The following is a 22568-nucleotide window of genomic DNA, read 5'->3' as shown; positions in this document are numbered from 1 at the left end:
TCATGAGCGTGCAGACCGTCGAACGCCCCCGGTTCGACACCGCGGAGGTCTTCCGTCGGATCAGGGGCAGGTACCTCTCACCGCTGGCCTCACTGGTGCTCTTCGTGGTGATGTTCGTCGCCGTGGTCACCCAATACGACTTCGCCAGCCCCACGCAGGTGTTCCTGAACCTGTTGGTGGACAACGCCTACTTGATCGTCTTGGCGGTCGGCATGACGTTCGTGATCCTCACCGGCGGCATCGACCTGTCCGTCGGGTCGGTCGTCGCACTCTCGACCGTGATCCTCGCGACCGCGCTCAAGGCCGGTTGGCCGATGCCGCTGGCCGTCGCCGCGGTGCTCGTCGTCGGGCCGCTCCTTGGCCTGATGATGGGCCTGGTCATCGAGTACTTCGACGTGCAGCCCTTCATCGCGACGCTGGCCGGGATGTTCCTGGCCCGCGGGCTCTGCTACGTCATCAGCGTCGACACGCTGCCGATCAAGGATCCAGTCCTGCGCGAGTTCGGCCTGAACTACGTCTACCTGTACGAGGACAAGTTCATTCGGTGGACGGTCGTGGCGGCGCTCGCCGCGGTGCTCGTCGCGGTCTACGTGCTGCATCTGACCCGGTTCGGCCGCACCGTCTACGCCGTCGGCGGCAACCGGCAGTCGGCACAGCTGATGGGGCTCAACGCCTCTCGGGCCCGGGTGTCGGTATACGCGATCAGCGGACTGTGCGCCGCGTTGTCCGGACTGCTGCTCGGGGTGCAGAAGCTCTCCGGGTACAGTCTGAACGGCATCGGACTCGAACTCGACGCCATCGCCGCAGCCGTCATCGGCGGCGTGCTGCTATCCGGTGGGGTGGGATTCGTGCTCGGTTCGCTCATCGGGGTGCTGGTGCTGGGCACCATCCAAACCTTCGTCACCGCAGCCAATCTCGACTCCTACTGGACCCGCATCATGACCGGTGTGCTGCTGCTGATGTTCGTTCTGGTTCAGCGACTGTTGGTGAGGAAGCCCGGATGAGTGCCCAACCCATGCCGCCCACGGCGCCCAAACCCGTCATGGCCGACGTCGCACGGCTCGCCGGTGTCAGCCATCAGACGGTCTCTCGCGTCATCAACGGGTCGACGAGCATCCGGCCCACCACCAAGGCCCGCGTCGAGCAGGCCATCTCCGAACTCGGCTACCGGCCCAACACCGCGGCCAGAGCGCTGGTCACGCGGCGGTCGGGAATCATCGGCATCGTCGGCACCAACAGCGCGCTCTACGGTCCGTCGAGCATCCAGCGCTCCGTGCAGGAGGCGGCGCGCGGTGCCGGCTACTTCTCCAGCCTGGTGCCGTTGGCCGAGGTGACGGTCGAGGAACTGGCCGGGGCGTTGGAATACCTTGCGCGCCAAGCGGTGGAGGCCATCGTGATGATCGCCGCCCAGGAGGACGCGCTGGCCGTCGTGGCCGCTGCCGACCCCGGCGTTCCGCTGATCGTGGTGGAGGGCGACCTGTCGGGTCGGGGGCTGAGCGTGGGCGTCGACCAGATCGACGGCGCCCGCCAAGCCACCCAGCACTTGATCGACCTGGGCCATCGCGAGATCGACCACGTCCTCGGTCCGTTGAGCTATACCGAGGCCAAGGGCCGTCGCGCCGGCTACGAGGAGGCGATGCGTGGTGCCGGCCTTCAGGTGCGCGAACCGTGGGAGGGCGACTGGACCCCTGCCCGCGGTTACGAGATCGGTCGCGAGATGGCCGCGCGTCGCGAGACGTCCGCGGTGTTCGTCGCCAACGACCAGATGGCGATCGGCGTGCTGCACGCCTTCGCCGAGGCCGGCCTCGTGGTACCGAGGGACGTCAGCGTCGTCGGGTTCGACGACATCCCGGAGGCTGGGTACCTCAACCCGTCGCTGACCACGGTCCGCCAAGACTTTCAGGCCATCGGCCGTCGGGCCATCGACCTCGTCACCGCCACGTTGGACGGGTCGACGACCAACGTGCCCCTGCTACCCCCCAAATTGATCGTCCGTCAGAGCACGGCAACGTACGAGGAGAACCGATGAAGGGCGACGACGCCACCGCAGCGACGGCCGAGAGGGCCGCCGAAAAGTACACGGTTGGTGTCGACTTCGGCACCCTGTCCGGGCGTGCCGTGGTGGTCCGCGTGAGCGACGGCCACGAATTGGCGCAGGCCGAACACGTCTACGCCCACGGCGTGGTGTCGGAGACGTTGCCGGGCCACGACCGGCGGCTGCCGCCGCAATGGGCCCTGCAGGTTCCGGCCGACTACGTCGAGGTGTTGCGCACGGCCGTCCCCGCCGCAGTCGAGGAGGCCGGTGTGGACCCTTCCGGCGTGATCGGGATCGGCACCGACTTCACCGCCTGCACCATGGTCCCCGTGCTGGCCGACGGCACCCCGCTGTGCGAGCTGCCCGAGTACGCCGACCGGCCGCATGCCTACGGCAAGCTGTGGCGCCATCACTCACCTCAGCCGCAGGCCGATCGCATCAACGCCGTCGCGGCGCAGCGCGGCGAGACGTGGCTGCCGCGCTACGGCGGACTGATCTCCAGTGAATGGGAGTTCGCCAAGGCGCTGGAGATCCTCGAGGACGACCCTCGGGTCTACGAGACGATGGACCGGTTCGTCGAGGCCGCGGACTGGATCGTGTGGCAGCTGTGCGGACGCTACGTCCGCAACGCCTGCACGGCCGGCTACAAGGGAATTCGCCAGGACGGTCGTTACCCGTCGGCGGAGTTCCTCGCCGAGTTGAACCCCGCCTTCGCGAACTTCGTCACCGACAAGCTCGAGCAGCCGATCGGGCAGCTCGGCGAGCCTGCGGGCACGCTCACCGCCGAGGCCGCGGGGTGGACCGGTCTGCCCGAGGGCATCCCCGTCGCCGTCGGCAACGTCGACGCGCACGTGACGGTGGCCGCGGCCGACGCGCTCGACGACGGCCACCTGGTGGCCATCATCGGTACCTCGACGTGCCACGTGATGAACTCCGACGTCCTTCGCGACGTACCCGGCATGTGCGGTGCCGTCGACGGCGGAATCCTCGAGGGCAGTTGGGGCTACGAGGCCGGCCAATCCGGTGTCGGCGACATCTTCGCGTGGTTCATCAAGAACTGCGTGCCCGAGCGTTACGAGATCGAGGCGCGCAACCGCGGTCTGAGCCTCCACGAGCACCTGACCGAACTCGCCAGCGCTCAGCGAGTAGGCGAGCACGGGCTCGTCGCGCTGGACTGGCACAGCGGCAACCGTTCGGTGCTCGTCGACCACGAGCTGTCCGGAGTGATCGTCGGGCAGACGCTGGAGACCACGTGCGTGGATTCCTACCGGGCCTTGTTGGAGGCCACCGCCTTTGGGACCCGAATGATCGTCGAGACCTTCGTCCAGTGCGGGGTTCCGGTGACCGAACTGGTGGTCGCCGGCGGTCTGCTCAAGAACCGGTTGATGATGCAGATCTACGCCGACGTCGTCGGGCTTCCGCTGTCGACGGTGCCGTCGACGCAAGCGCCGGCCCTCGGGTCGGCGATTCACGCCGCCACTGCGGCGGGCGCGTTCACCGACGTCCGTGCCGCCGCCAAGCAGATGGGCAAGAGAGTGCGCAACGCCTACACCCCGATTCCGGAGAACGTGGAACTCTACGATCAGCTGTACCGCGAGTACGTGACGCTCTACGACTGGTTCGGACGAGGCAACGACATGATGCGCCGCCTGCGTCGGATCGGATCGCTGGAGACCGTAGGGGCGTCGCGATGACCGTCACCGCCGAGACCAACCGCGTCATCGCCCAATTGCGCCGTGACGTCTGCGATCTGCACGCTCAGCTGACCCGCTACGACCTGGTCATCTGGACGGCGGGCAACGTCTCCGCCCGGGTACCGGGCAGCGACCTCATGGTCATCAAACCCTCTGGTGCGGACTATGATTCGATGACCGCAGACGACATGGTGGTGTGCGACCTCTACGGCAACCTCGTCGACGGCGACCTCAACCCGTCCTCGGACACCGCGGCGCACGCCTACGTCTACCGGCACATGCCCGATGTGGGCGGCGTCGTCCACACTCACTCCACCTACGCCACCGCATGGGCAGCGCGCGGTGAGCCCATTCCCTGCGTGCTGACGATGATCGCCGACGAATTCGGCGGTGACGTGCCGGTCGGTCCGTTTGCGCTCATCGGCGACGATTCGATCGGGCGCGGCATTGTAGAGACGTTGCGGGACAGCAGGTCTCCCGCCGTCCTGATGCGCAGCCATGGCCCGTTCACCATCGGCCGTACGCCGCGAGACGCGGTCAAGGCCGCGGTCATGGTGGAGGACGTGGCCCGCACCGTGCACATCAGCCGTCAGATGGGCACCACGTCACGCATCGACGCGGCCAACGTGACCGCTTTGTGGGAGCGGTACCAGAACGTCTACGGCCAGGCCGACCAACCGTCTACCACCACCCAGGAGAACCACCGATGATCGCGTCCCGACTCGTGACCAGCCAGGTATGGCTGGTCACGGGCAGCCAATCCCTGTACGGACCGGACATCCTGGATCAGGTCGCCGACCAGTCGCGCCAGATCGCCGACCAACTCGACGGCAGCGCCGAGATCCCCGTGCAGGTGCGCTGGCTTCCCGTCGTCACCACGACCGAGGCCATCGCCCAGGTGCTCGCCGAGGCCAACGCCTCCGAGGAGTGCATCGGCGTGATCGCGTGGATGCACACGTTCTCGCCGGCCAAGATGTGGATCCGCGGCCTCAAGACGCTGCGCAAGCCATTGCTGCACCTGCACACCCAGTTTGGTGTCGAACTGCCGTGGCAGAGCCTCGACATGGACTTCATGAATCTCAACCAGGCGGCCCACGGCGACCGGGAATTCGGCTACATCCAGACCCGGCTGTCGACCCCCCGCAAGACCGTCGCCGGGCACGTCAGCGACGCGAAGACCAGACGGAGGATCGGCACCTGGGCGCGTGCCTCGCTCGGCCGCGCCGAATTGTCGACGATGAAGCTCGCCCGCTTCGGTGACAACATGCGCGGCGTCGCCGTGACCGAGGGCGACAAGGTCGAGGCCGAGGCCCACTTCGGAGCCTCGATCGACGCCTTCGGCGTCAACGACCTCGTCGCCGTCGTCGACCGCGTCACGGCCGCCGAGGTCGACGAGCTGATCGGCGAGTATGAGGACACCTATGAGGTGGCCGCCGAACTGCGACCCGGCGGCGACCGGCACGACTCGCTGCGCCACGGCGCACAGATCGAGCTGGGCTTGCGAAAGTTCCTCCAAGGGGGCGGGTTTCACGCCTTCACCACCAACTTCGAGGATCTCGGCGGGCTCCGTCAGCTCCCCGGGCTGGCCGTCCAGCGGCTGATGGCCGACGGCTACGGCTTTGGCGGCGAGGGTGACTGGAAGACCTCGATGATGTTGCGGACGGTCAAGGTGATGGGCGAGGGGTTGCCCGGCGGCACGTCGTTCATGGAGGACTACACCTACGATCTGACGCCGGGTCGGGAACGCATCCTCGGCGCCCACATGCTCGAGGTCTGCCCAAGCATCACGGCGGCGAAGCCGACCCTCGAGGTGCATCCCCTCGGCATTGGTGATCGGGAGGATCCGGTTCGGCTGCGTTTCACCGCGGCTCCGGGAGAGGCCATCATTCTCGGCATCAGTGACATGGGGTCCCGATTCCGGCTCGTGGTCAACGAAGTACACGTCGTCGAGCCGACCCAGGACCTGCCGAATCTGCCAGTCGCCTGTGCGGTGTGGGAGCCCTTGCCGGACTGGTCCACGTCGACCGAGGCATGGTTGATGTCCGGGGCGCCGCACCACACCGTGATGTCGACCGCCGTCGACGCCGAGGCGATCGACGACCTGGCCGCCATGACCGACACCGAACTGTTGGTCATCGACGCCGCCACCACGGTGCGCGGTTTCCAGCACGAACTGAAGTGGAACGACGTGTATCACCACGTCGCCGCCGGACTGTGAGCGCAGGGTCGCGATGATCGCCGCCCGCTTGCACGCCGTCGGTGACCTCCGCGTCGCCGAGGAACCCGACCCAGGTGACCCTCCGCCGGGTTGGTCGTCGATCGCGGTCACCTCGGTGGGCATCTGCGGTTCCGACCTGCACTGGTTCACCGACGGCGGAATCGGCGAGAACCGCATCGAGCGGCCCGTCGTGCCGGGACACGAGTTCGCCGCCGTCGCACTCACCGGGCCGCACGTCGGCCGCCGGGTCGCGGTCGACCCGGCGATTGCGTGCCGCCAGTGCGAGATGTGCCGGCTGGGATACGAGAATCTCTGCCCGACGGTGAGATTCGCGGGTCACGGGACCCTGGACGGTGCGATGCAAGAGCGCCTCGTGTGGCCGGATCACTTGCTGCATCCCCTCCCCGACGAGGTGAGTGACGACGCGGGGGCGTTGCTGGAACCGCTCGGCGTGGCGCTACACGCGGTCACGGTCAGTCACTTGCGGCCCCGCGCGGACGTGCTCGTCGTCGGGGGAGGGCCGATTGGCGCACTCGTCGTCCAGGTGGCCCGTCGCCGGGGTGCGGCACGGATCTTCGTGACCGAACCCCTCGAGCACCGCCGCGCGACGGCGTTGCGCAGCGGAGCGGACGCCGTGTTCTCCGACGCCAACGGCGCCGAGGACGTCCTCGAGGCGACCGGCGGCCGGGGTGTCGACGTCGTCGTGGAGATCGCCGGAACCGACGCCGCGATCGCCACCGCCGTCGCGGCGGCCCGTCCCGGTGCCCGGATCGCGTTGGCGGGCATCCCATCCCAGGATGATTCGGCGTATCCCGCGGCGGTGGCCCGGCGCAAGGGGCTGACGTTCGCGATGGTGCGACGCATGAACGACACGTATCCCCGGGCGATCGCCTTGGCGGCCGGCGGCCTCGACCTCGACCAGCTGGTGACCGAACGGCATCCCCTTGCCGAGGCGGCCAAGGCGTTCCGGTTGGCCTCGGAGCGGCGTGGCGACAAGGTCGTGGTGAGCGTCTCGTCGTCGCGATGACGCGTGAACCGATCGTGTTAGGCCGCTTCGGCTTTCGGGTGCGGTTCACGTGGGGGACGCGATCGTGTGTCACAGTGAGAGGGTGACGTACGGGCAGGACTGGCAGCCGAAGACCGTCGACTGGACCTCGACGAGGGGCCGCATCCTGCTCGCCGCGTCCGTCCTGTTTGCCCAGCGCGGCTACTTCGGCACCTCGACCCGTGACATCGCCGAGGCGGTTCAGATTCGCCAGCCGTCGCTGTTCCACCACTTCCAGGCCAAGCACGAGATGTTCCGTGCGCTCGTCGAGATGGACCTGGGTCCGTCCATCGCCCGCATGAATCAGCGTCTGGGCGAGCAGTCCACCTGGGCCGAGAAGTTGCACCTGGGCATCGCATGCGACGTCCGCGAGATCTTGGCGCAGCCGTTCGACGCCCGTGGGCTGTACCAGGACGCCGTCCTGGCGCTCGACGAGTTCGCCGCCGAGCGAGAGGGCATCACGCTGTTCCACGACCTCGTCGAGAGCGTGGTCCACGGTGGTTGCGTTGCCGGTGAGTTCGTCGAGTTCGAGCCGAGCTTCGTGCTGCGGGCGACCAACGGCGTGCTGTTCGAGACTCTGCGTGAACAGGGCGGACCGTCCGGTTCGATGCGCCACGAGCGGCCCCTGCAGGCGGCGGACTTCGTCCTGCGGTCACTGTTGGTCGACCAGTCGCGTCTGACGTCGATACGGGACGTCACGCGCAACCGTCTGCGGGACCTCGAGGTTGCGGCAGCCCGCTAATCGAGGACGGTGTCCCGTGACGGCCAGGTAAACATTCGGCCGAACGGTCGCGCTGCCGTCGTCGCTCCCCTATCGTTCGATAGGCCGACGGTGACCGACGTCGTCTCGGCGTCGACCATCGGAGGAAATGTGAAGAGAGCGCTCATCGGCGTGGTGGCCGCAGTTGCCCTGCCGCTCGTCGCGTGTTCGTCGTCGAAGACCGCCGCGCCGGAGCCCAGCGGCCCGGCCAAGGTCGCTCCCCCGGCCATCCTGCAGGCCGGCACGCTGAAGATCTGCGCGCCCAACGACGGCACGCCCCCCAACGTCTACCACGACGAATCCGGTGAACTCGTGGGCAGCGAAGTCGACCTGGGCAAGGCCCTGGCCGCCGAGATGGGACTCAAGTCCGACTTCGTGCAGTCCTCGTTCGCCACCGTGATCCCCACGCTGCAGGCCAAGCAGTGCGACGTCATCATGGCGCAGCTCTACGTCAAGCCCGAGCGGGAGAAGGTCGTGGACTTCGTGCCCTACGTCAGGTCCGGCACCGGAATCGCGGTCTCGGAGAACAAGCCCGCCGACGTCACGGGACTCGACGAGAGCCTGTGCGGCAAGAAGGTCATGGTCGCCGTGGCGACGACGGCGGAGTCGCTCGCCATGGAGCAGTCCGACAAGTGCACTGCCGCAGGCAAGCCCGCAGTCGACGTCAACCGGAGCAACCAGGCCGACGTGTCGCTGCAGCAGCTGCAGAACGGCCAAGTCGACGCCTTCATGGACACCGCCGAGACCCTGGGCTACTACGAGACGAAGACCGGCGCCAAGATCAAGACCGTTGGGCAGCCGTTCGGCACGATCGACATCGGCGCCGCCACGCGCAAGGACGACACTCAGCTTCACGACGCCATCGCCACGGCACTTGCGGCGCTGCAAGCCAACGGCACCTACGACAAGATCCTGAACGAGTGGGGCATGTCCGACCTGAGCATCAAGAAGTAAGTCGTGCAGTTCGACTGGCCATTCTTCTGGAAGTCGCTGTTCGCGCCCAGCGACTCGTTCCTCGACGGGCTCGGCCTGACCATCGGAATCTCCCTGGTGGCAATGGTGTTGGCGATCCTGCTCGGTCTGGTGATCGCGCTGATGCGCCGCTCGCCATTCGCACTGGTGCGAGGCTTTGCCAGCGTCTACATCTGGGTGATCCGAGGCACGCCGCTGCTGGTGCAACTGGTGATCATCTACACCGGCTTCGCCGCCGTGGGCATCTATCAGTTCAACGACGTGTCGCTTCTGGGGTTGTCCCTGAAGGCCGCCGTGCAGGCTGCCGTCGTCGGGCTGATGGTCAACGAGAGCGCCTACATCGCCGAGATCATCAGGGCCGGGCTGGATTCCGTGCCGAAGGGACAGTTCGAGGCGGCGGCCTCACTCGGCATGACGCCCGGCAGGCTCATGCGGTGGATCATCGTGCCGCAGTCGCTGCGCGTGATGGTTCCACCGCTGGGCAACTCCTTCAACGGCATGATGAAGACCACCTCGGTGCTCTCGGTCATCGGCGTCAGCGAGATGTTCCTCGTCACGCAGTCGATCAGCTCGGCGACGTTCCACACCTTCGAGATCTTCATCGTCGCGGCGATCTACTACCTTGCGCTGACGACGATCTGGACGTTCATCCAGGCGTGGATCGAGAACCGGTTGGCGCGCCAACTCGGCATCCAGCAGCGGGTGTCCATCATGTCGCGCCTGCTCGGTGCCAGGCGTGCGGCGGCCGCCACCCCGACGCTGCAACCCCATGGATGAATCAGGAGAACCGATGACCGCCACCACCGTACCAATCGTCTCGGTGCGCAACGCCTGCTGCATGCTTGGCGGCAAACGGGTGCTCGACGAGGTGAACCTCGACGTCATGCGTGGTCAGGTCGTGGTGCTCATCGGACCGTCCGGCGCAGGCAAGACCACCCTGCTGCGCTCGATCAACCACCTCGAAGAGCTCTCCAGCGGTGAGGTTCTCGTCGGCGGCGTGTCCATCGCCCACGGCGCCCACGGCAAGAAGATCGGCACCACCGAGCTGGCCCGCCGGCGTCGCGAGATCGGGTTCGTCTTCCAGCACTTCAACCTGTTTCCGCACATGACGGCGTGCGAGAACGTCTGGAACGCGCCGGTGCGGGTGCTCGGTCAGCCCAAGGACGAGGCGCGCCGGAACGCCTTGGCGCTCCTGGACCGAGTGGGGCTGGCCGACAAGGCCGACTCGCGGCCCAGCCAGCTCTCCGGCGGACAACAGCAACGCGTCGCCATCGCGCGGGCTCTGGCCATGCGCCCCAAGGTCATGTTGTTCGACGAACCGACCAGCGCGCTGGACGTGGAGATGGTCGGCGAGGTCCTCGAAGTCATGCGCGAACTGGCGCGTGAACAGATGACGATGGTGGTGGTGACCCACGAGATGCGCTTCGCGCGTGACGCGGCCGACCGCATCATCGTGATGGACGCCGGACGCATCATCGAGGACGCCCCACCCGACGAGTTGTTCGACCACCCGAAGAACGAACGCACCAAGTCGTTCCTGTCGACTATCCATTGACGGTTCACCGTCGCATCCACCGATGGTTCACCGTCGCATCCACCGACCAACGTTCTGCAGAGAGGACGTCACCGTGCCCAATTCCTCAGCGTCGTTCACCGGCGCCGTCGCCACCCCGCACACCCTGGCGACCGATGCGGCGACGGACGCGTTTCGGGACGGGGGCAGCGCGATCGACGCAGCCATCGCCGCGGCCGCGGTACTGACCGTCGTCTATCCGCACAACGTCGCCCTCGGCGGAGATCTGATCGCCCTCGTCCGCAGTCCCGACGGCGAGGTCACGTGCGTGAACTCCTCCGGGTGGACCGGCGCGCACGCCGACGTCGACGCGATGCGCGCCAAATACGGGTCGGCACTGCCAGCAAGGGGTGCCGACACCGTCAGCGTGCCCGGCGGTGTGCGTGGCTGGGAAGCGTTGCACGGCATGGGGGGTCGACTGCCATGGCATCGGTTGCTGCAGCCCGCCCACCGCGCGGCCGACACCGGGGCCCCGGTCGCCGCCTCCCTTGGCGCGCATCTCGACGATCCCGAGAACGCCGATCTGATGGGATTCGAGGACTTCGAGCGGTTGTTCCGCCCGGGTGGGCGGTTGTTGCAGACCGGCGACCAGTTCCGCCAACCGGCACTTGCGTCGACGTTCGCCACGCTCGCCGGCGGCGGACCGGACGCGTTCTACCGCGGCGACCTCGCGGCGGCGATGGTGCGCTATCTCCGCTCGCACGGGTCGGTGCTCGACGAGGCCGACTTCGCCGACTTCCGGCCCGAGATCACCGCGCCGGCATCGGTCGAGTTTCGTGGCCTGACGGTGTCCACCAGCCCGCCGAACACGCACGGCTTCATCATGCTTCGCGCGCTGGCGGCTCTGGAGGAGTTCCACACGGGCGCACCCCTGGCAGATGACCTGGGCACCCTGATGCGGGTGTTCCACCACGGCAACCGTCTGCGCGCGGAATTCCTGGCCGACCCCCGCCACGTCCCGGTCGACGTGCAGGCCCTCGTCCACGACGACCTTCGGGCCGCGACCCCCGTCGGCGACGCCGCGGCGGCGCGATCGGTGCCCCGCGGCGACACCGTGGGGGTGGCAGCCGCCGACGGTGACGGCTGGGCCGTGTCGCTGATCCAAAGCGTGTACCACGCCTTCGGATCCGGGCTCGTCGACCCCGACACCGGGATCCTGTTCCACGACCGCGGGACCAGCTTCTCCCTGGACTCCGGTGCCCCGAATGTGCTGGCGCCGCGCAAGCGGCCCCTGCACACGTTGATGCCGGTGATCGTCACGGAGAAGAGCGAACTGCGGCACGTGTTGTCGACGATGGGTGGGCAGGGACAGCCGCAGATCCTCACCCAGGTGCTGTTGCGCATGCTCGACGGCGCCACCGCCGTCGACGCCGTCGCGGCACCGCGCGCGGTCGTGGGCCAGCAGGCGCTCGGCAGCACGGACGACTCGGTCGTCGTCGAGGCGGACCTCGGCGCCGTCGCCCTCGCGTCGTTGCACGCATCCGCCTTCGAGACCGTCGAGGTGCCCCGGCACTCGGAGAACTTGGGTCACTCCAACGTGATCCGGGTCGGACGGGGAGGCGACATGACTGCCGCCTCGGATCCACGTTCCGACGGATCGGCGGCCGTGGTGCAGTACGCACGTCACCAGCGGATGACGTAGGTGCACACCCGGCCAGTGGTACACCGCCATCTGCACGTCCTGCTGATGATGACGCTGACCGTGGTGACCGGCGTCCTCGACGCCGTCGGATACCTCGGCCTCGACCGGGTGTTCACCGGAAACATGACCGGCAACGTCGTGATCCTCGGCATGGGCATCGCCGCGGAGGAAGGCCTACCGGTCGCCGGTCCGTTGATCGCACTGGTGGGCTACGTGGCCGGCGCCGCCCTGACGGGCCGACTGATGCGGGGCCGTGAACGCGGATGGGGTCCCCTCGTGACCGCCTCGCTGTGCGTGAATGCCGCGCTGCTCACCGCGGTCGCAACGGTCTTGCTCCTCGTCCCCGTCAGCGGCCAGGCAGCAGGCGGAATTGCCGTGGCCGCAACGATTGCCGTCGCGATGGGTGCGCAGGCCTCGATCGCGCGCTTCCTGGCGGTGACCGACATGACGACGGTGGTCGTCACCTCGACCATCACCTCCTACGCCAGCGAGACGTTGTTCGCAGGCGGCACGTCATGGTTCACCCACCGTCGCCTGTGGGCGATCGTGGCGATCTTCGCAGGCGCCGTCGCAGGCGGGTTGGCGATGAAGGTGCACATCTGCGTGCCGGTGTACGTCGCCGCGGCGGCCACGGCGGTCGTCGCACTGGTGGGTCACCGTTCATGGGACCGCGCGGCGGTCGGAGTAGCCCCGCCCGGCCCGGTCAACTACCTCCGAATGCCGAAGTGATCTCGGCGACCCGTGGGTCGGCGCGCAACTGTTCGAGGGTCAGCGGCAACGGCAGACGCCAGTTCGGGTACTCGTCGACGGTCCCCGGCAGGTTCGGCTGCCTCGGCTCGCCGATGACGTCGTAGGGCGAGATCAACTTGAGCTGGCTGGTGGTCGACGCCAGAAACCTGTGCAGCGCAACCATGATCGAGTCCTCGTCGGGATCGGGATCGGCCTCTTCGGGCGGCAGCAGACCCTGGGCCCGCAGCATGGACAGCCACTCGGCCCGTTCGGCATCGGCGTTGGCCTGCTCGGCAGGCACGTCGTCGAGCAGGCCGAGATCGGCGCGGGCACGTACGTGTTCCCCACGAAGGAACCCCGCCGCAGTCGGCAAGTCGTGGGTGGAGATGCTGGCGGCCGCCCGCGTCGGCCAATCGGCCGGTGCCAGAAGGGGTTCACCGGGCGCGTCGACGTCTCTGGTGAACCAGGACACGGCGCAGCCGAGCATCTCGTTGTCGGCAAGGGCCGCGGTGACCTCGGGTTCCACGGTGCCGAGGTCCTCACCGACGACGATCGCCGAGGCACGATGCGCCTCCAGTGCTAGCACGGCGAGCATGACGTCGGCGTCGTAGTAGACGTAGGTGCCGCGGTCGGGACCGTCACCCGGCGGGATCCACCACAGTCGCCACAACCCGGCGACGTGGTCGATCCGCAGCCCGTCGGCGTGCGCCAGCACGGCGCGAAGCATGTCGCGCAACGCGGCGTAGCCCGTGGCAGCCAAGCGATCCGGTCGCCAGGGCGGTAGTCCCCAATCCTGGCCGCGGGGGGTGAAGTTGTCCGGCGGCGCGCCGACGCTCACCCCCGTGGCGAGCACGTCGGCCAGTGCCCACGAGTCGGCGCCGTCGGCGTCCACCCCGACCGCGAGGTCGTGCAGCACGCCCAGTGACATCCCGGCCTCCGACGCAGCGGTCCGGACGGCGGTCAACTGATCGGCGCACTGCTGCTGCACCCAGGCGTGGAAGGCGATTCGCTGGGCCAGGTCGCGGCGGGCGTCTGCGACGGCGGCGCTGGTGACGTCTCGCAGCGGTTGAGGCCATTGGCTCCACCGGCCGCCGTGCCGCTCGGCCAGAGCACAGTAGGTGGCCCAGTCGCGTAGCCCGTCGGACGCCGTGTCCGGCCCGTCGCCGAACGGGTCCGGACGGCCCTCGGAACGCCAAAGCAACTCCAGCGCATCGCGTTTCGCCACCCACACCAAGTCGTGGTCGATCCTTGGCGTGTCTGCCGACACGCGCAGGGCGTCGACTTCGGCGCGGACGTCGTCGGCGGCACGCCGGTAGGCGGGAACGTCGGAGATGCGCAGCGCGAGCGGGTTGGCGAATCGACGGCTCGACGGCGTGTAGGGGGAGGGTTGCACGGGATGGGTCGGCCCGGGGGCGTGCAGCGGATTGAGCAGCACGGCTCCGGCGTGGTGGTCGCGGGCGGTCCATTCCACGAACTCGCGGAGGTCGCCGAGGTCGCCGATGCCCCAGGACTGCTCCGACCGCAGGGCGTAGAGCTGGAGCATCCACCCCCACGTCGGTTGTGCAGGCGGCACTTTGGGCGGTGCGGCCACCAAGGTGACCTGCTGTCCGTCGCGGGTGGAGAGTCGGTACCAGCCCGGTGCCAGGTCGGCAGGCAGCTCGTCGGAGACCTCGATGCGCGCGCCGTCTTCGTCGAGCAATTCGACCGCACCGGGGAACGCCTGCGGTTCACCGGTCAGCCGGACGGCGACCGTGGGTGCCAGCAACCCGGCGCGGTGCACCTCCGCGAGACGCGCGAGCTCGGCGTGCCGGGCGGCATCGGTGCTCGCGTCGACGTCGAGCAGCGAGAGCACCTTGACGACGACGTCGGCGTCGACCTCCACCGGGATGCGGCGTTCGTTGCGATAGGACGTCGCGACACCGTGGGCCTCGGCGATTCGGCGCAAATCCTCCGACACCGGCTCAGCGCTCATGGCCGGCGATTCACGGTCGCGGGACACTGGCGCCGGACGGACTGACACTGTGAAAGCACGGTGGTTTCTATACCCCCGAAACCGCTGCGTACACCGGGCGCGCCGTGGTTGGCTCTCGGGCAGTCACCCGACCAGCGAAATCGGCCATTTCGGGTTACGGTTGGCACTGCCCAACGCGCACGTACTCGCCCGGTTTAGTAGAACAGCCTCTCGAGTTGCCGGCGCCTCCGCCACCGCCAGCAGCGAGGGTTGCACGTGAAGGCTACTGACCGACCGCGGGAATCCACGCTCGCATGGGAGCTGGTCGAGCACGTACTCGACCACCTCACCGCCGAGGAGCGCAACACCGCGTTCGTCGACCTCGGTGTCGGCGACTATTCCCCGGTCTTCCGTTGTGTGCTGGAAGTCGTTTCCCGCGAGCAGATTTCGCTGCCCGAAGACATGGTCGAGATGTTGCGCGGTTGGCTGGAGGATTACGACCGGCACCGAGACTTCGGTGCCATCCTCGAACGCGCCGTGGGTGACGCGCCGGTGGGCTGACGAGCGACGCTCAGGCAGTCACGAGATAGTCGGCGCCACCGACGTAGACGATCCCCGGAGGGCTCGGCATGGTCACGGCGCTGACGATCGCCGCGGAGAATTCGTGCACCGTCGGCAGCGTGCCATGCGTACGGCGGGCCGCGACGGCATCGGGATCGCGGCGCTGTAGCAACCGGACGATGATGGTGCCGTCGATCATGTCCCCCGAGACCACCGTGAGGCGCACGCCGGCCCGGCTGAACGCCGCCCGCATGGCGTAGAGCGCCGTCTCGCCGGCACGCTTGCTCGCCGCGACCGCCGAATACCCCTTCGGCACGGCCTTGTTGGGGAAGAAGTGAGCCTGGTGGCTGGTGACGAACACGATGCGACCGTCGACGGGCATCAGCGGCAGGGCCATTTGGGCGAGTCGCCGTTGCGCGTCGCGGTTGAGGCGCATGGCGTACCCGGGATCCGCACCCATCTCCAGACCGCCGGAAGCGTTGAGCACCAGGGCGTCGAGCCGTCCGAAGCGGGCTTCGATCGTGGCCATCAGTGCCGTGGCGTCGGCTTCGTCGGAGATGTCGGCGCCGATCGTCGAGGCGCGGCCGCCGGCGTTGCGAATGGCTGCGGCGATGTCCTCGGCCCGCTTGGCCTTCTCGCGGTAGTTGACGATGACGTGAGTGTCCGGGTCGGCGAGCTTCGACGCGACGTCTGCGCCGATGCCCCTCGAGGCCCCCGTCACCAAGACGATTCGTTCGGGTACGTGGTGCACGTGAGGGTCCTTCCGTCGGGATGTACGCCGGGCGTGAAACTGACGGTACACCTAAATTAAGAAATCTAAGGAAACTTTAAGGTCACGGTAAGGCGTACTGGTTGTCAAGAGTGCGCGTCACCGCGGCCGGCACCATGCCAAGATGGGCCATCCTCGGCGCAGACGAAACGGGGGGGTTTGGTGTCGACATCCTGGGGCCGGCTTCGCCTTGCGCTCTTCGTGGTCGTCGCCGTTCTGTACGTCGCCAACGCTCTGGCTCCCTACGACGGTGATGTCGCCAGAGGCGTCGCCATCGCCATGCAGGCGTTGGTGGGACTCGGCGCCGTGATCTGTGCGGTGATCACGGCGCGGCGGGCCCACGGCATCGCCCGAGCGTGGCGACTGTTGGTCATCGGCGCTTTCACCTGCTGGCTCGCCGGTGAGGCGTTCTGGTGGCTGGGCGACCAGTCCACCAGCGCCCCTCTGCCCGCGGTGATCGCCTACTTCGGTCCCCCGATCCTGTCCTTCGTGGCGATGGTCCTGTTGGTCCACAGCGGCGGATGGCCGAGTTGGCGACGTGGCAGGTCGCCCATCGGATCGGTCTCGCTGGCCGTGCTCGACGGCCTGGTGGCCGCGGCGGCGTTCGCCATCCTCGTGTTCATCGGGGGGTTGGTCGCCACGACGACGGCAGCGCTGCCCCGGTCGCACGACGTCGCCGTCGTGGGCGCCTACTCGCTGCTCGAACTCGCGGTGGTGGTCCTTGCGGTCCTGGTGGCGACCAACTACCGGCGTGATCGTCTGCACCGCAGGAACTATTTGTCGCTGGCCGGTGGCATCGTCCTCATCGCGGGCTCGGATCGCCTGGTGGCCTACCTCTGGAGCATCGGGGTACCGGACCCCGACGTGTGGGGTGGTGCGGGCACCGTCCTTGGCCCGTTGATGATCGCCTACGCGGTGCTCGATCCCACGCCGCGCGAGGATGGCGTCGGGGACGCGGCGATGGACTGGGCACAGTTGGTGTGGCCCTACCTCGGTTTCCTGAGCATCGTGCTGCTGTGCGCCACGCACGTGCTGCTCGAGTTGCCCCTGCCCCCGGTGGTGGTGTGGCTGTGCATGGCGATGGTGGTGTTCGTGACGGCCCGGCAGATCGTGGCGGTGATGGCTGCCCGCCGCCTGACCCAACGGCTCTACGACGCGCAACGTCGCCTGGCCCACCAGGTGAACCACGACGCGCTGACCGGTCTGCCCAACAGGTTGCTCTTCGGTCAGCGACTCGACGCCGCGATGCGCCACGGTCGGTTCCTGCTGGTGTTCGTCGACGTCGACGACTTCAAGGAGGTCAACGACCAGTACGGCCACGCCGCGGGTGACGAGCTGTTGCGCGCCGTTGGCGATCGGCTGCACAACGGCATCGGGCCCGAGGACACCCTGGCGCGGATCGGAGGGGACGAGTTCGCGATCCTCATTCAGAACAGCCAGGATGCGCCCGACGACATCGCCGATCGGCTGCGCGTCGCCCTCCGAGACCCGTTCGCGGTGCACGGATCCTCGGTGCGGGTGCGCGCCAGCATGGGCCTCGTCGAACACGGCGCCGAAGACCCGACGCCGACGCCCGACGATCTGATGCGGCAGGCCGACATCTCGATGTACGCCGGGAAGCGGCTCGGCAAGGACACCGCGGTGGTCTACCGACCGTCGGCCGGGGTGGTGGTCGACTTCCCGGGCGCTCTCCGGCGCGCCGCGGGTGGCGTGCCGCCGGGCTTCAGCCTGGCCTACCAGCCCGTGGTGCGGCTGTCCGACGGGCAGGCAGTGGCCGTCGAGGCGTTGGCCCGATGGTCGGCACCCAACGGCATGCAGATACCGCCGTCCACCTTCGTCGCCGTCGCCGAGGGTGCGGGGATGGGCGCCGCGCTGGACGCAATGGTGCTCGACCTGGCCTGCCGCGAGATCCAGCAGATCGAGTCGTCGACGGTCATCCACGTCAACGTCGGGGCCGCGCGACTGGGCAACCGGGGTTTCGAACAGCAGGTCATGAGGACGCTCGACCGTCACGCCGTCGACCCCCGCCGCCTCGTCCTCGAGATCACCGAGACGGTTCCCATCGTCGACCTGAACGAAGGTGCCGCAGCCATCGAGCGGCTTGGGGCGCTCGGCATCCGGGTGGCCCTGGACGACTTCGGCGCCGGGTTCAACTCCCTGTCCTATCTGCACGCCCTACCCGTGCACGTCGTCAAGCTCGACCGCAGCCTGGCGGTCGGTGACGAACCCCACCGGGGGCTGGCGCTCTACCGCTCGGTCGTCGGGCTGTGCGAGGCGCTGGGCCTCGACGTGATCGCCGAGGGCATCGAACACGAGCGGCAGGCCGACACCGTGTTCACCGCGGGGTGCCGGTTCGCCCAGGGCTACCTCTACGGCCGTGCCACCGCCCTCGAGGAGCTGACCGTCGTCTGACCCGCGCGGCTCACGACGCGGCGACGGGACGCCCACGACCGCGCGCGAGCGAGATCGCGAACGGAATCGCCACGGCGCCCATCAGGACGCCGCCGGTGACCGCCGAGCCGGGCAGTCCGAAGAACACCGCGTGGGCCAGCACCGAGGACAGATAGACCCACAGGTACAGCGTGGCGGCAGGCGCCGAGGGCCGGTCGGGGCGACGCAACGAGGCGTTCAGCGTGCCCAGGACCACCGCGGAGACCACCAGCCACCCCAGGTAGTTGGACAGCGGAATGCCCGGCACCAGGGGCAGACCGGGCTCGGGGTGAAACCACCGCCAGTGGCCCGCCGCCACCATCTGAGGGTCGAGGAACACGTCCCAGGTGGTGAGCGCGACCGCACCGACCGCGGTGACCGCCACGGTGTTGCGGGCCAGGGCCCGAGCGACGACCAACGCCGGCCAGGCCATCATCACCCACGCCATCGGAACCACCACGGGCACGCCGAGCAGCTCGGGTCCGAGGGTGCCGGTGTAGGCGTAGGACCCGAACGGCCAACCGGTGGCGACTCCGACCGATTCGGCGACCAGGCCGCCACCGCCGGCGACGGCCACCAGGACGGCCGCACCCGTCGCGCCGAGCACCCGGTACGCGTCGGTGACGCTCGCGAGGAAGAACACCGCAACGCTCGCGATGGTGAGGGGCGTCCGCCACGACTCCGACATCAGGGGGTAGACGATCTGGCAGCCGACCGCCGCAGCCACCAGAATCCACACCGCACCACGGGAACTCGTCGGGGCACGAAGCTCGGCCAGGGCCACGCGCACCTCCACCGTCGAGAGTCGTAGGGGCGAAGACGCCAACGTTACCCGCGCCCCGACGACGTTGCGGTCGGACGCGAGTCCGTAGGGTTCGAAGGTGCCCCACGCACGTCCGGTCAAAACCCTGCGCGCTCTGGTCGCGACGGGATCAGCCCTGGCCTGCCTCGGAACGGCGCACCAGGCGGTCAACCTCCGACTGCTCCGCCGACCGCCACTCGACCCGCCCCCGGTGACCGGACCGGTGTCGTTGCTGGTGCCGGCACGCGACGAGGCCCACCGGATCGCGCCGACCATCGCCTCGCTGCTGGCCCAGCGCGGTGTGCTGGACGCCGAGATCCTGGTGCTGGACGACGGCTCCACCGACGGCACCGCCGACGTGGTCCGGTCCGTGGCCGGCGCCGATCCCCGAGTGCGCGTGATCGCAGGCACCGCACCTCCGGGTGACGGGCTGGGCAAGCCGCACGCGTGCGCCCAGCTGGCGGCCGCCGCGCGCGGAGAGACCCTGGTCTACGTCGACGCCGACGTGGTCTTGGCGCCGACGGCCGTCGCCGCCGCGGTGGCCGTCCTGCGCGGTCCCCGTCCGCTGGACCTGCTGTGCCCGTGGCCGCGCCAGGTCGCCACGGGTCTGCTGGGGCGGCTGGTGCAGCCGCTGCAAGTGTGGTCGTGGTCGACGACGTTGCCGCTGCGGCTCGCCGAGCGGTCCTCCCGGCCGTCGATGGCGGCAGCCAACGGCCAATTCTTGCTGGTGGACGCCGACATTCTGCGCCGTGCCGGCGGATGGCAGTCGGTCGCCGGTGTGGTGCTCGACGACATCGGCCTCGCCAGGGCCGTGCGGGCGGCCGGCGGGCGGACCGGCCTGGCCGACGGATCCGCCCTGGCCACGTGTCGCATGTACGCGACCGGCCGCGAACTGACTGCCGGCTACCGCAAGTCCTTGTGGGCGGCCTTCGGCTCCCCGGCCGGAGCGCTCGCCGTAGCGACGGCGTTGACCGTCGTCTACGTCGTCCCGGCGGCCGCTGCGGTGGCCGGCTCCCGCACCGGCATGCTCGGCTACGCCGCCGCCGTCGCCGGCCGGTCGTGGACGCGACGGTGGGGCGGTCGCCCCGGGGACGCACCGGCGGCCCTGAACTCCCTGGACTCTCTGGATTCCCTGGCCCACCCCTTCTCGATACTGGCTCTGCTCGGGTTGCTGGCGTCGTCGTGGGTGGGTCGTGCGCGGGGCACGTTGCTGTGGAAGGGCCGGGCGGTATGAGCCACGTCATCGTCGTCGGCGCCGGGCTGGGCGGGCTGGCCGCCGCTGCGCGGCTGGCGGCCGCCGGGCACCGCACCAGCGTCTACGAGAGCGCCGACACCGTGGGCGGCAAGCTGGGCGTGCTCGAGCGCGACGGGTTCGTCTTCGACACCGGACCCTCACTGCTGACCGTGCCCGCCGTCCTGGAGAGCCTCTTCGCCGACACCGGCGGCCCTGGCGGCCTGACTCCGACTGCCGTCGACCCTGCGAGCGCCTATCGCTTCGCCGACGGCACCGAACTGTCGATGCCGCACGACGCCGCCGCCGTGCCCGCCGCCCTCGACGAGGCCTTCGGGCCGGGTGCCGGGGAGTCGTGGCGGCAGTTGCACGAACGATCGCGCCGGCTCTGGGACTTGGTCGCCGAACCAGTTCTGCGTCAACCCATTTCGCTTGCCGCGTTGGCCGCGATGAGCCTTCGGCCGGCCGACCTTCGGACGGTGGCGCCCTGGCTGACGATCGACGGACTCGGCCGCCGAATGCTCCCCGACGCCCGGATGCGAATGTGGCTCAACCGCTACGCCACCTACTCCGGGTCGGACCCGCGTCGCACTCCCGCGGTGCTCGCCGTGACGTCGTTCGTCGAGCAGGAGTTTGGTGCCTGGTACGTGGCGGGCGGGCTGCGACGCATCGTCGACGCCGTGGCGGCGCGCTGCGCCGAGCTCGGCGTCGAAATCCACACCGGCGCCGAGGTGGCGGCCGTGACCACCGCCGGCGGACGCGCTACGGGCGTGCGGGTCGGGGGCCGGGAGGTGCCCGCCGACGCCGTGGTGTGCAACGCCGACGCGGCCGTGCTCTACGACCGGCTCCTGCCGCGCGATCGCACCCGGGCGATGCGACGGTCGCTGCGGGGCACCTCCCGCTCGATGGCCGGATTCGTCCTCCTCCTCGGCCTGTCCGGCCGCGACCCAGCGCCGGCGCACCGGGTGTTCTTCCCCCGCGACTACGACGCCGAGTTCGACGCGATCTTCGGCCGCCGTCCCCGGCCGGTACCGGATCCGACCGTCTACGTGCACGCCCCCGACGATCCGGCCCTGCGTCCCGACGACGACTCCGAAGGGTGGTTCGTCTTGGTCAACGCACCTGCCCACGACCCCGCGCGCGGGGTCGACTGGGACGCCCCCGGGTTGCGCGAGCGCTACGCCGCCCGCGTCCTCGACGTGCTGGCCGACCGCGGCGCCGACGTGCGCCCGCGCGTGCGCTTCACCGAGACCATCACCCCCGCCGACCTGGAACGGCGCACCGGAGCGCCGGGCGGCGCGATCTACGGCACCGCCTCGCACGGACCGCGGGCCGCACTGCGCAGGCCCGCCAACCGCAGCCCGATTCCGGGGCTCTACCTGGTCGGCGGATCGGCCCACCCGGGCGGCGGAATCCCGTTGGTGCTGATGTCGGCCGAGATCGTCGCCACGCTCATCGGGGCCCCGGGAACGTCGGCGGAACCGTCCGCCGCAGCCCGGGCAGCAACTGGGCCAGCCCGACGACGCCGATCGCGGTCCACGTGACGGCGAAGGTGAGACCCCACCCCCAGCCAAGGGCAGGCACTCCCGCCGGCCACACCGCGGCCCCGCCGGCGGCCATGGCCACCACGATCAGCCGGGTCGGCCGTTCGGCGACGGTCACCGCGCCGACGCCGGGCATGCCGACCGCTTGCGCCCGGGCCCGGGCGTATTCGAGCAGGAACACCAGCGTCACCGCGGCCAGCACCCACGGCATGGGCGCCCCGATCGCGAGAAGGATCCACCCAAGCAGGACGTCGCCGACCCGGTCGGCGACCGAGTCGACCACCGCGCCCAGCGGACGCGCACGACCGGTGCGCAGCGCCACCGCGCCGTCGAGGCCGTCCAGGACGCCGGCGAGGACGACCAGCGGCACCACCAGTGCGGGCCAGCCAGGCCCGACGACGGCCGCCAACGCCCCGGCCACCACCAACACCCCCGCCACGGACAGGACGTCGGGTGGGACCCGGATAATCGGACCGGATGCCAACATCCGAATCACGCGCAGCCAGCCGCGGACGACCGGCGACGGTCGCACGCCGCCGTGCACACCCGACCACTCCTCGTCCCAGTCCTCCTCGTCGGAACGCTCTGACGCCATGAGCCAAGACTGCCAGG

General features: G+C 69.2%; 20 protein-coding genes. 16 read left to right on the top strand and 4 right to left on the bottom strand.

The annotated features are described in order from the left end of the window. The first annotated feature begins 2 nt into the window (after positions 1-2). From H7K45_RS07475 to H7K45_RS07420, 12 genes are all read left to right on the top strand, one after another. On the top strand, positions 3-1004 hold the full coding sequence (locus H7K45_RS07475) for an ABC transporter permease subunit (RefSeq protein WP_263995158.1): 1002 nt from the start codon (positions 3-5) through the stop codon (positions 1002-1004). Further along, on the top strand, positions 1001-2029 hold the full coding sequence (locus H7K45_RS07470; RefSeq protein ID WP_263995157.1) for a LacI family DNA-binding transcriptional regulator: 1029 nt from the start codon (positions 1001-1003) through the stop codon (positions 2027-2029). Before H7K45_RS07475 ends, H7K45_RS07470 begins: the two co-directional genes overlap by 4 nt. Then, on the top strand, positions 2026-3729 hold the full coding sequence (gene araB / locus H7K45_RS07465) for a ribulokinase (RefSeq protein WP_263995156.1): 1704 nt from the start codon (positions 2026-2028) through the stop codon (positions 3727-3729). Before H7K45_RS07470 ends, araB begins: the two co-directional genes overlap by 4 nt. Further along, positions 3726-4439, top strand: a complete 714-nt coding sequence (locus H7K45_RS07460) for an L-ribulose-5-phosphate 4-epimerase (protein ID WP_263995155.1) — start codon at positions 3726-3728, stop codon at positions 4437-4439. Before araB ends, H7K45_RS07460 begins: the two co-directional genes overlap by 4 nt. After that, entirely contained in the window at positions 4436-5947 is a 1512-nt protein-coding gene (araA, locus tag H7K45_RS07455; protein WP_263995154.1) for an L-arabinose isomerase, read from the top strand. Before H7K45_RS07460 ends, araA begins: the two co-directional genes overlap by 4 nt. A 13-nt stretch (positions 5948-5960) precedes the next feature. After that, positions 5961-6974 (top strand): zinc-dependent alcohol dehydrogenase, encoded by a 1014-nt coding sequence (locus tag H7K45_RS07450; protein ID WP_263995153.1) that lies wholly within the window; start codon positions 5961-5963, stop codon positions 6972-6974. A gap of 82 nt (positions 6975-7056) precedes the next feature. Further along, on the top strand, positions 7057-7734 hold the full coding sequence (locus H7K45_RS07445) for a TetR/AcrR family transcriptional regulator (protein WP_263995152.1): 678 nt from the start codon (positions 7057-7059) through the stop codon (positions 7732-7734). A 129-nt stretch (positions 7735-7863) separates the two neighbouring features. Next, entirely contained in the window at positions 7864-8706 is an 843-nt protein-coding gene (locus H7K45_RS07440; protein ID WP_263995151.1) for an ABC transporter substrate-binding protein, read from the top strand. A 3-nt stretch (positions 8707-8709) separates the two neighbouring features. Next, entirely contained in the window at positions 8710-9501 is a 792-nt protein-coding gene (locus tag H7K45_RS07435; protein WP_263995150.1) for an amino acid ABC transporter permease, read from the top strand. Between the two features lie 13 nt (positions 9502-9514). Then, on the top strand, positions 9515-10279 hold the full coding sequence (locus H7K45_RS07430) for an amino acid ABC transporter ATP-binding protein (protein WP_372512515.1): 765 nt from the start codon (positions 9515-9517) through the stop codon (positions 10277-10279). Between the two features lie 73 nt (positions 10280-10352). Beyond that, positions 10353-11939 (top strand): gamma-glutamyltransferase family protein, encoded by a 1587-nt coding sequence (locus tag H7K45_RS07425; RefSeq protein ID WP_263995149.1) that lies wholly within the window; start codon positions 10353-10355, stop codon positions 11937-11939. Beyond that, entirely contained in the window at positions 11940-12668 is a 729-nt protein-coding gene (locus tag H7K45_RS07420; RefSeq protein WP_263995148.1) for a YoaK family protein, read from the top strand. It abuts the gene before it with no gap. Here the strand turns inward: H7K45_RS07420 and malQ are convergent. Further along, the gene (malQ, locus tag H7K45_RS07415) at positions 12643-14640 is read right to left on the bottom strand and encodes a 4-alpha-glucanotransferase (RefSeq protein ID WP_263995147.1); all 1998 of its coding nucleotides are present in this window, start codon (positions 14638-14640) and stop codon (positions 12643-12645) included. The two genes, H7K45_RS07420 and malQ, sit on opposite strands and share 26 nt — an antisense overlap. Positions 14641-14895: 255 nt before the next feature. Between malQ and H7K45_RS07410 the strand changes: the two genes are divergently transcribed. Then, positions 14896-15180 carry a hypothetical protein gene (locus H7K45_RS07410; RefSeq protein ID WP_263995146.1) on the top strand — a complete coding sequence of 95 codons (285 nt, stop codon included), beginning with the start codon at positions 14896-14898 and terminating at the stop codon, positions 15178-15180. 10 nt (positions 15181-15190) lie between these two features. On the opposite strand, the gene H7K45_RS07405 is transcribed toward H7K45_RS07410, so the two are convergent. Beyond that, the gene (locus tag H7K45_RS07405; protein ID WP_263995145.1) at positions 15191-15931 is read right to left on the bottom strand and encodes an SDR family oxidoreductase; all 741 of its coding nucleotides are present in this window, start codon (positions 15929-15931) and stop codon (positions 15191-15193) included. 180 nt (positions 15932-16111) lie between these two features. Here H7K45_RS07405 and H7K45_RS07400 point away from each other — a divergent pair, with 180 nt between their 5' ends. Further along, a complete protein-coding gene (locus tag H7K45_RS07400) occupies positions 16112-18361 on the top strand; it encodes a putative bifunctional diguanylate cyclase/phosphodiesterase (RefSeq protein ID WP_263995144.1) in 2250 nt (749 codons plus the stop codon). A gap of 10 nt (positions 18362-18371) precedes the next feature. Here the strand turns inward: H7K45_RS07400 and H7K45_RS07395 are convergent, their stop codons facing one another. Continuing rightward, complete coding sequence (locus H7K45_RS07395) at positions 18372-19175, bottom strand: carotenoid biosynthesis protein (protein ID WP_263995143.1); 804 nt, start codon at positions 19173-19175, stop codon at positions 18372-18374. Between the two features lie 85 nt (positions 19176-19260). Here H7K45_RS07395 and H7K45_RS07390 point away from each other — a divergent pair, with 85 nt between their 5' ends. Next, positions 19261-20415 carry a glycosyltransferase family 2 protein gene (locus H7K45_RS07390; RefSeq protein WP_263995142.1) on the top strand — a complete coding sequence of 385 codons (1155 nt, stop codon included), beginning with the start codon at positions 19261-19263 and terminating at the stop codon, positions 20413-20415. Further along, positions 20412-21956, top strand: a complete 1545-nt coding sequence (locus tag H7K45_RS07385) for a phytoene desaturase family protein (protein ID WP_263995141.1) — start codon at positions 20412-20414, stop codon at positions 21954-21956. The genes H7K45_RS07390 and H7K45_RS07385 overlap by 4 nt, the downstream gene beginning before the upstream one ends. Here H7K45_RS07385 and H7K45_RS07380 read toward each other — a convergent pair. Beyond that, positions 21865-22551 (bottom strand): CDP-alcohol phosphatidyltransferase family protein, encoded by a 687-nt coding sequence (locus tag H7K45_RS07380; protein ID WP_263995140.1) that lies wholly within the window; start codon positions 22549-22551, stop codon positions 21865-21867. The genes H7K45_RS07385 and H7K45_RS07380 overlap by 92 nt on opposite strands. Positions 22552-22568: the final 17 nt, after the last annotated feature.

This window comes from Mycobacterium yunnanensis, from assembly GCF_025823185.1.
GTDB classification, from domain to species: domain Bacteria; phylum Actinomycetota; class Actinomycetes; order Mycobacteriales; family Mycobacteriaceae; genus Mycobacterium; species Mycobacterium yunnanensis.
The sequence above is the reverse complement of the archived record's forward strand: the minus strand, read 5'-3'. Positions and strand labels throughout refer to the sequence as shown.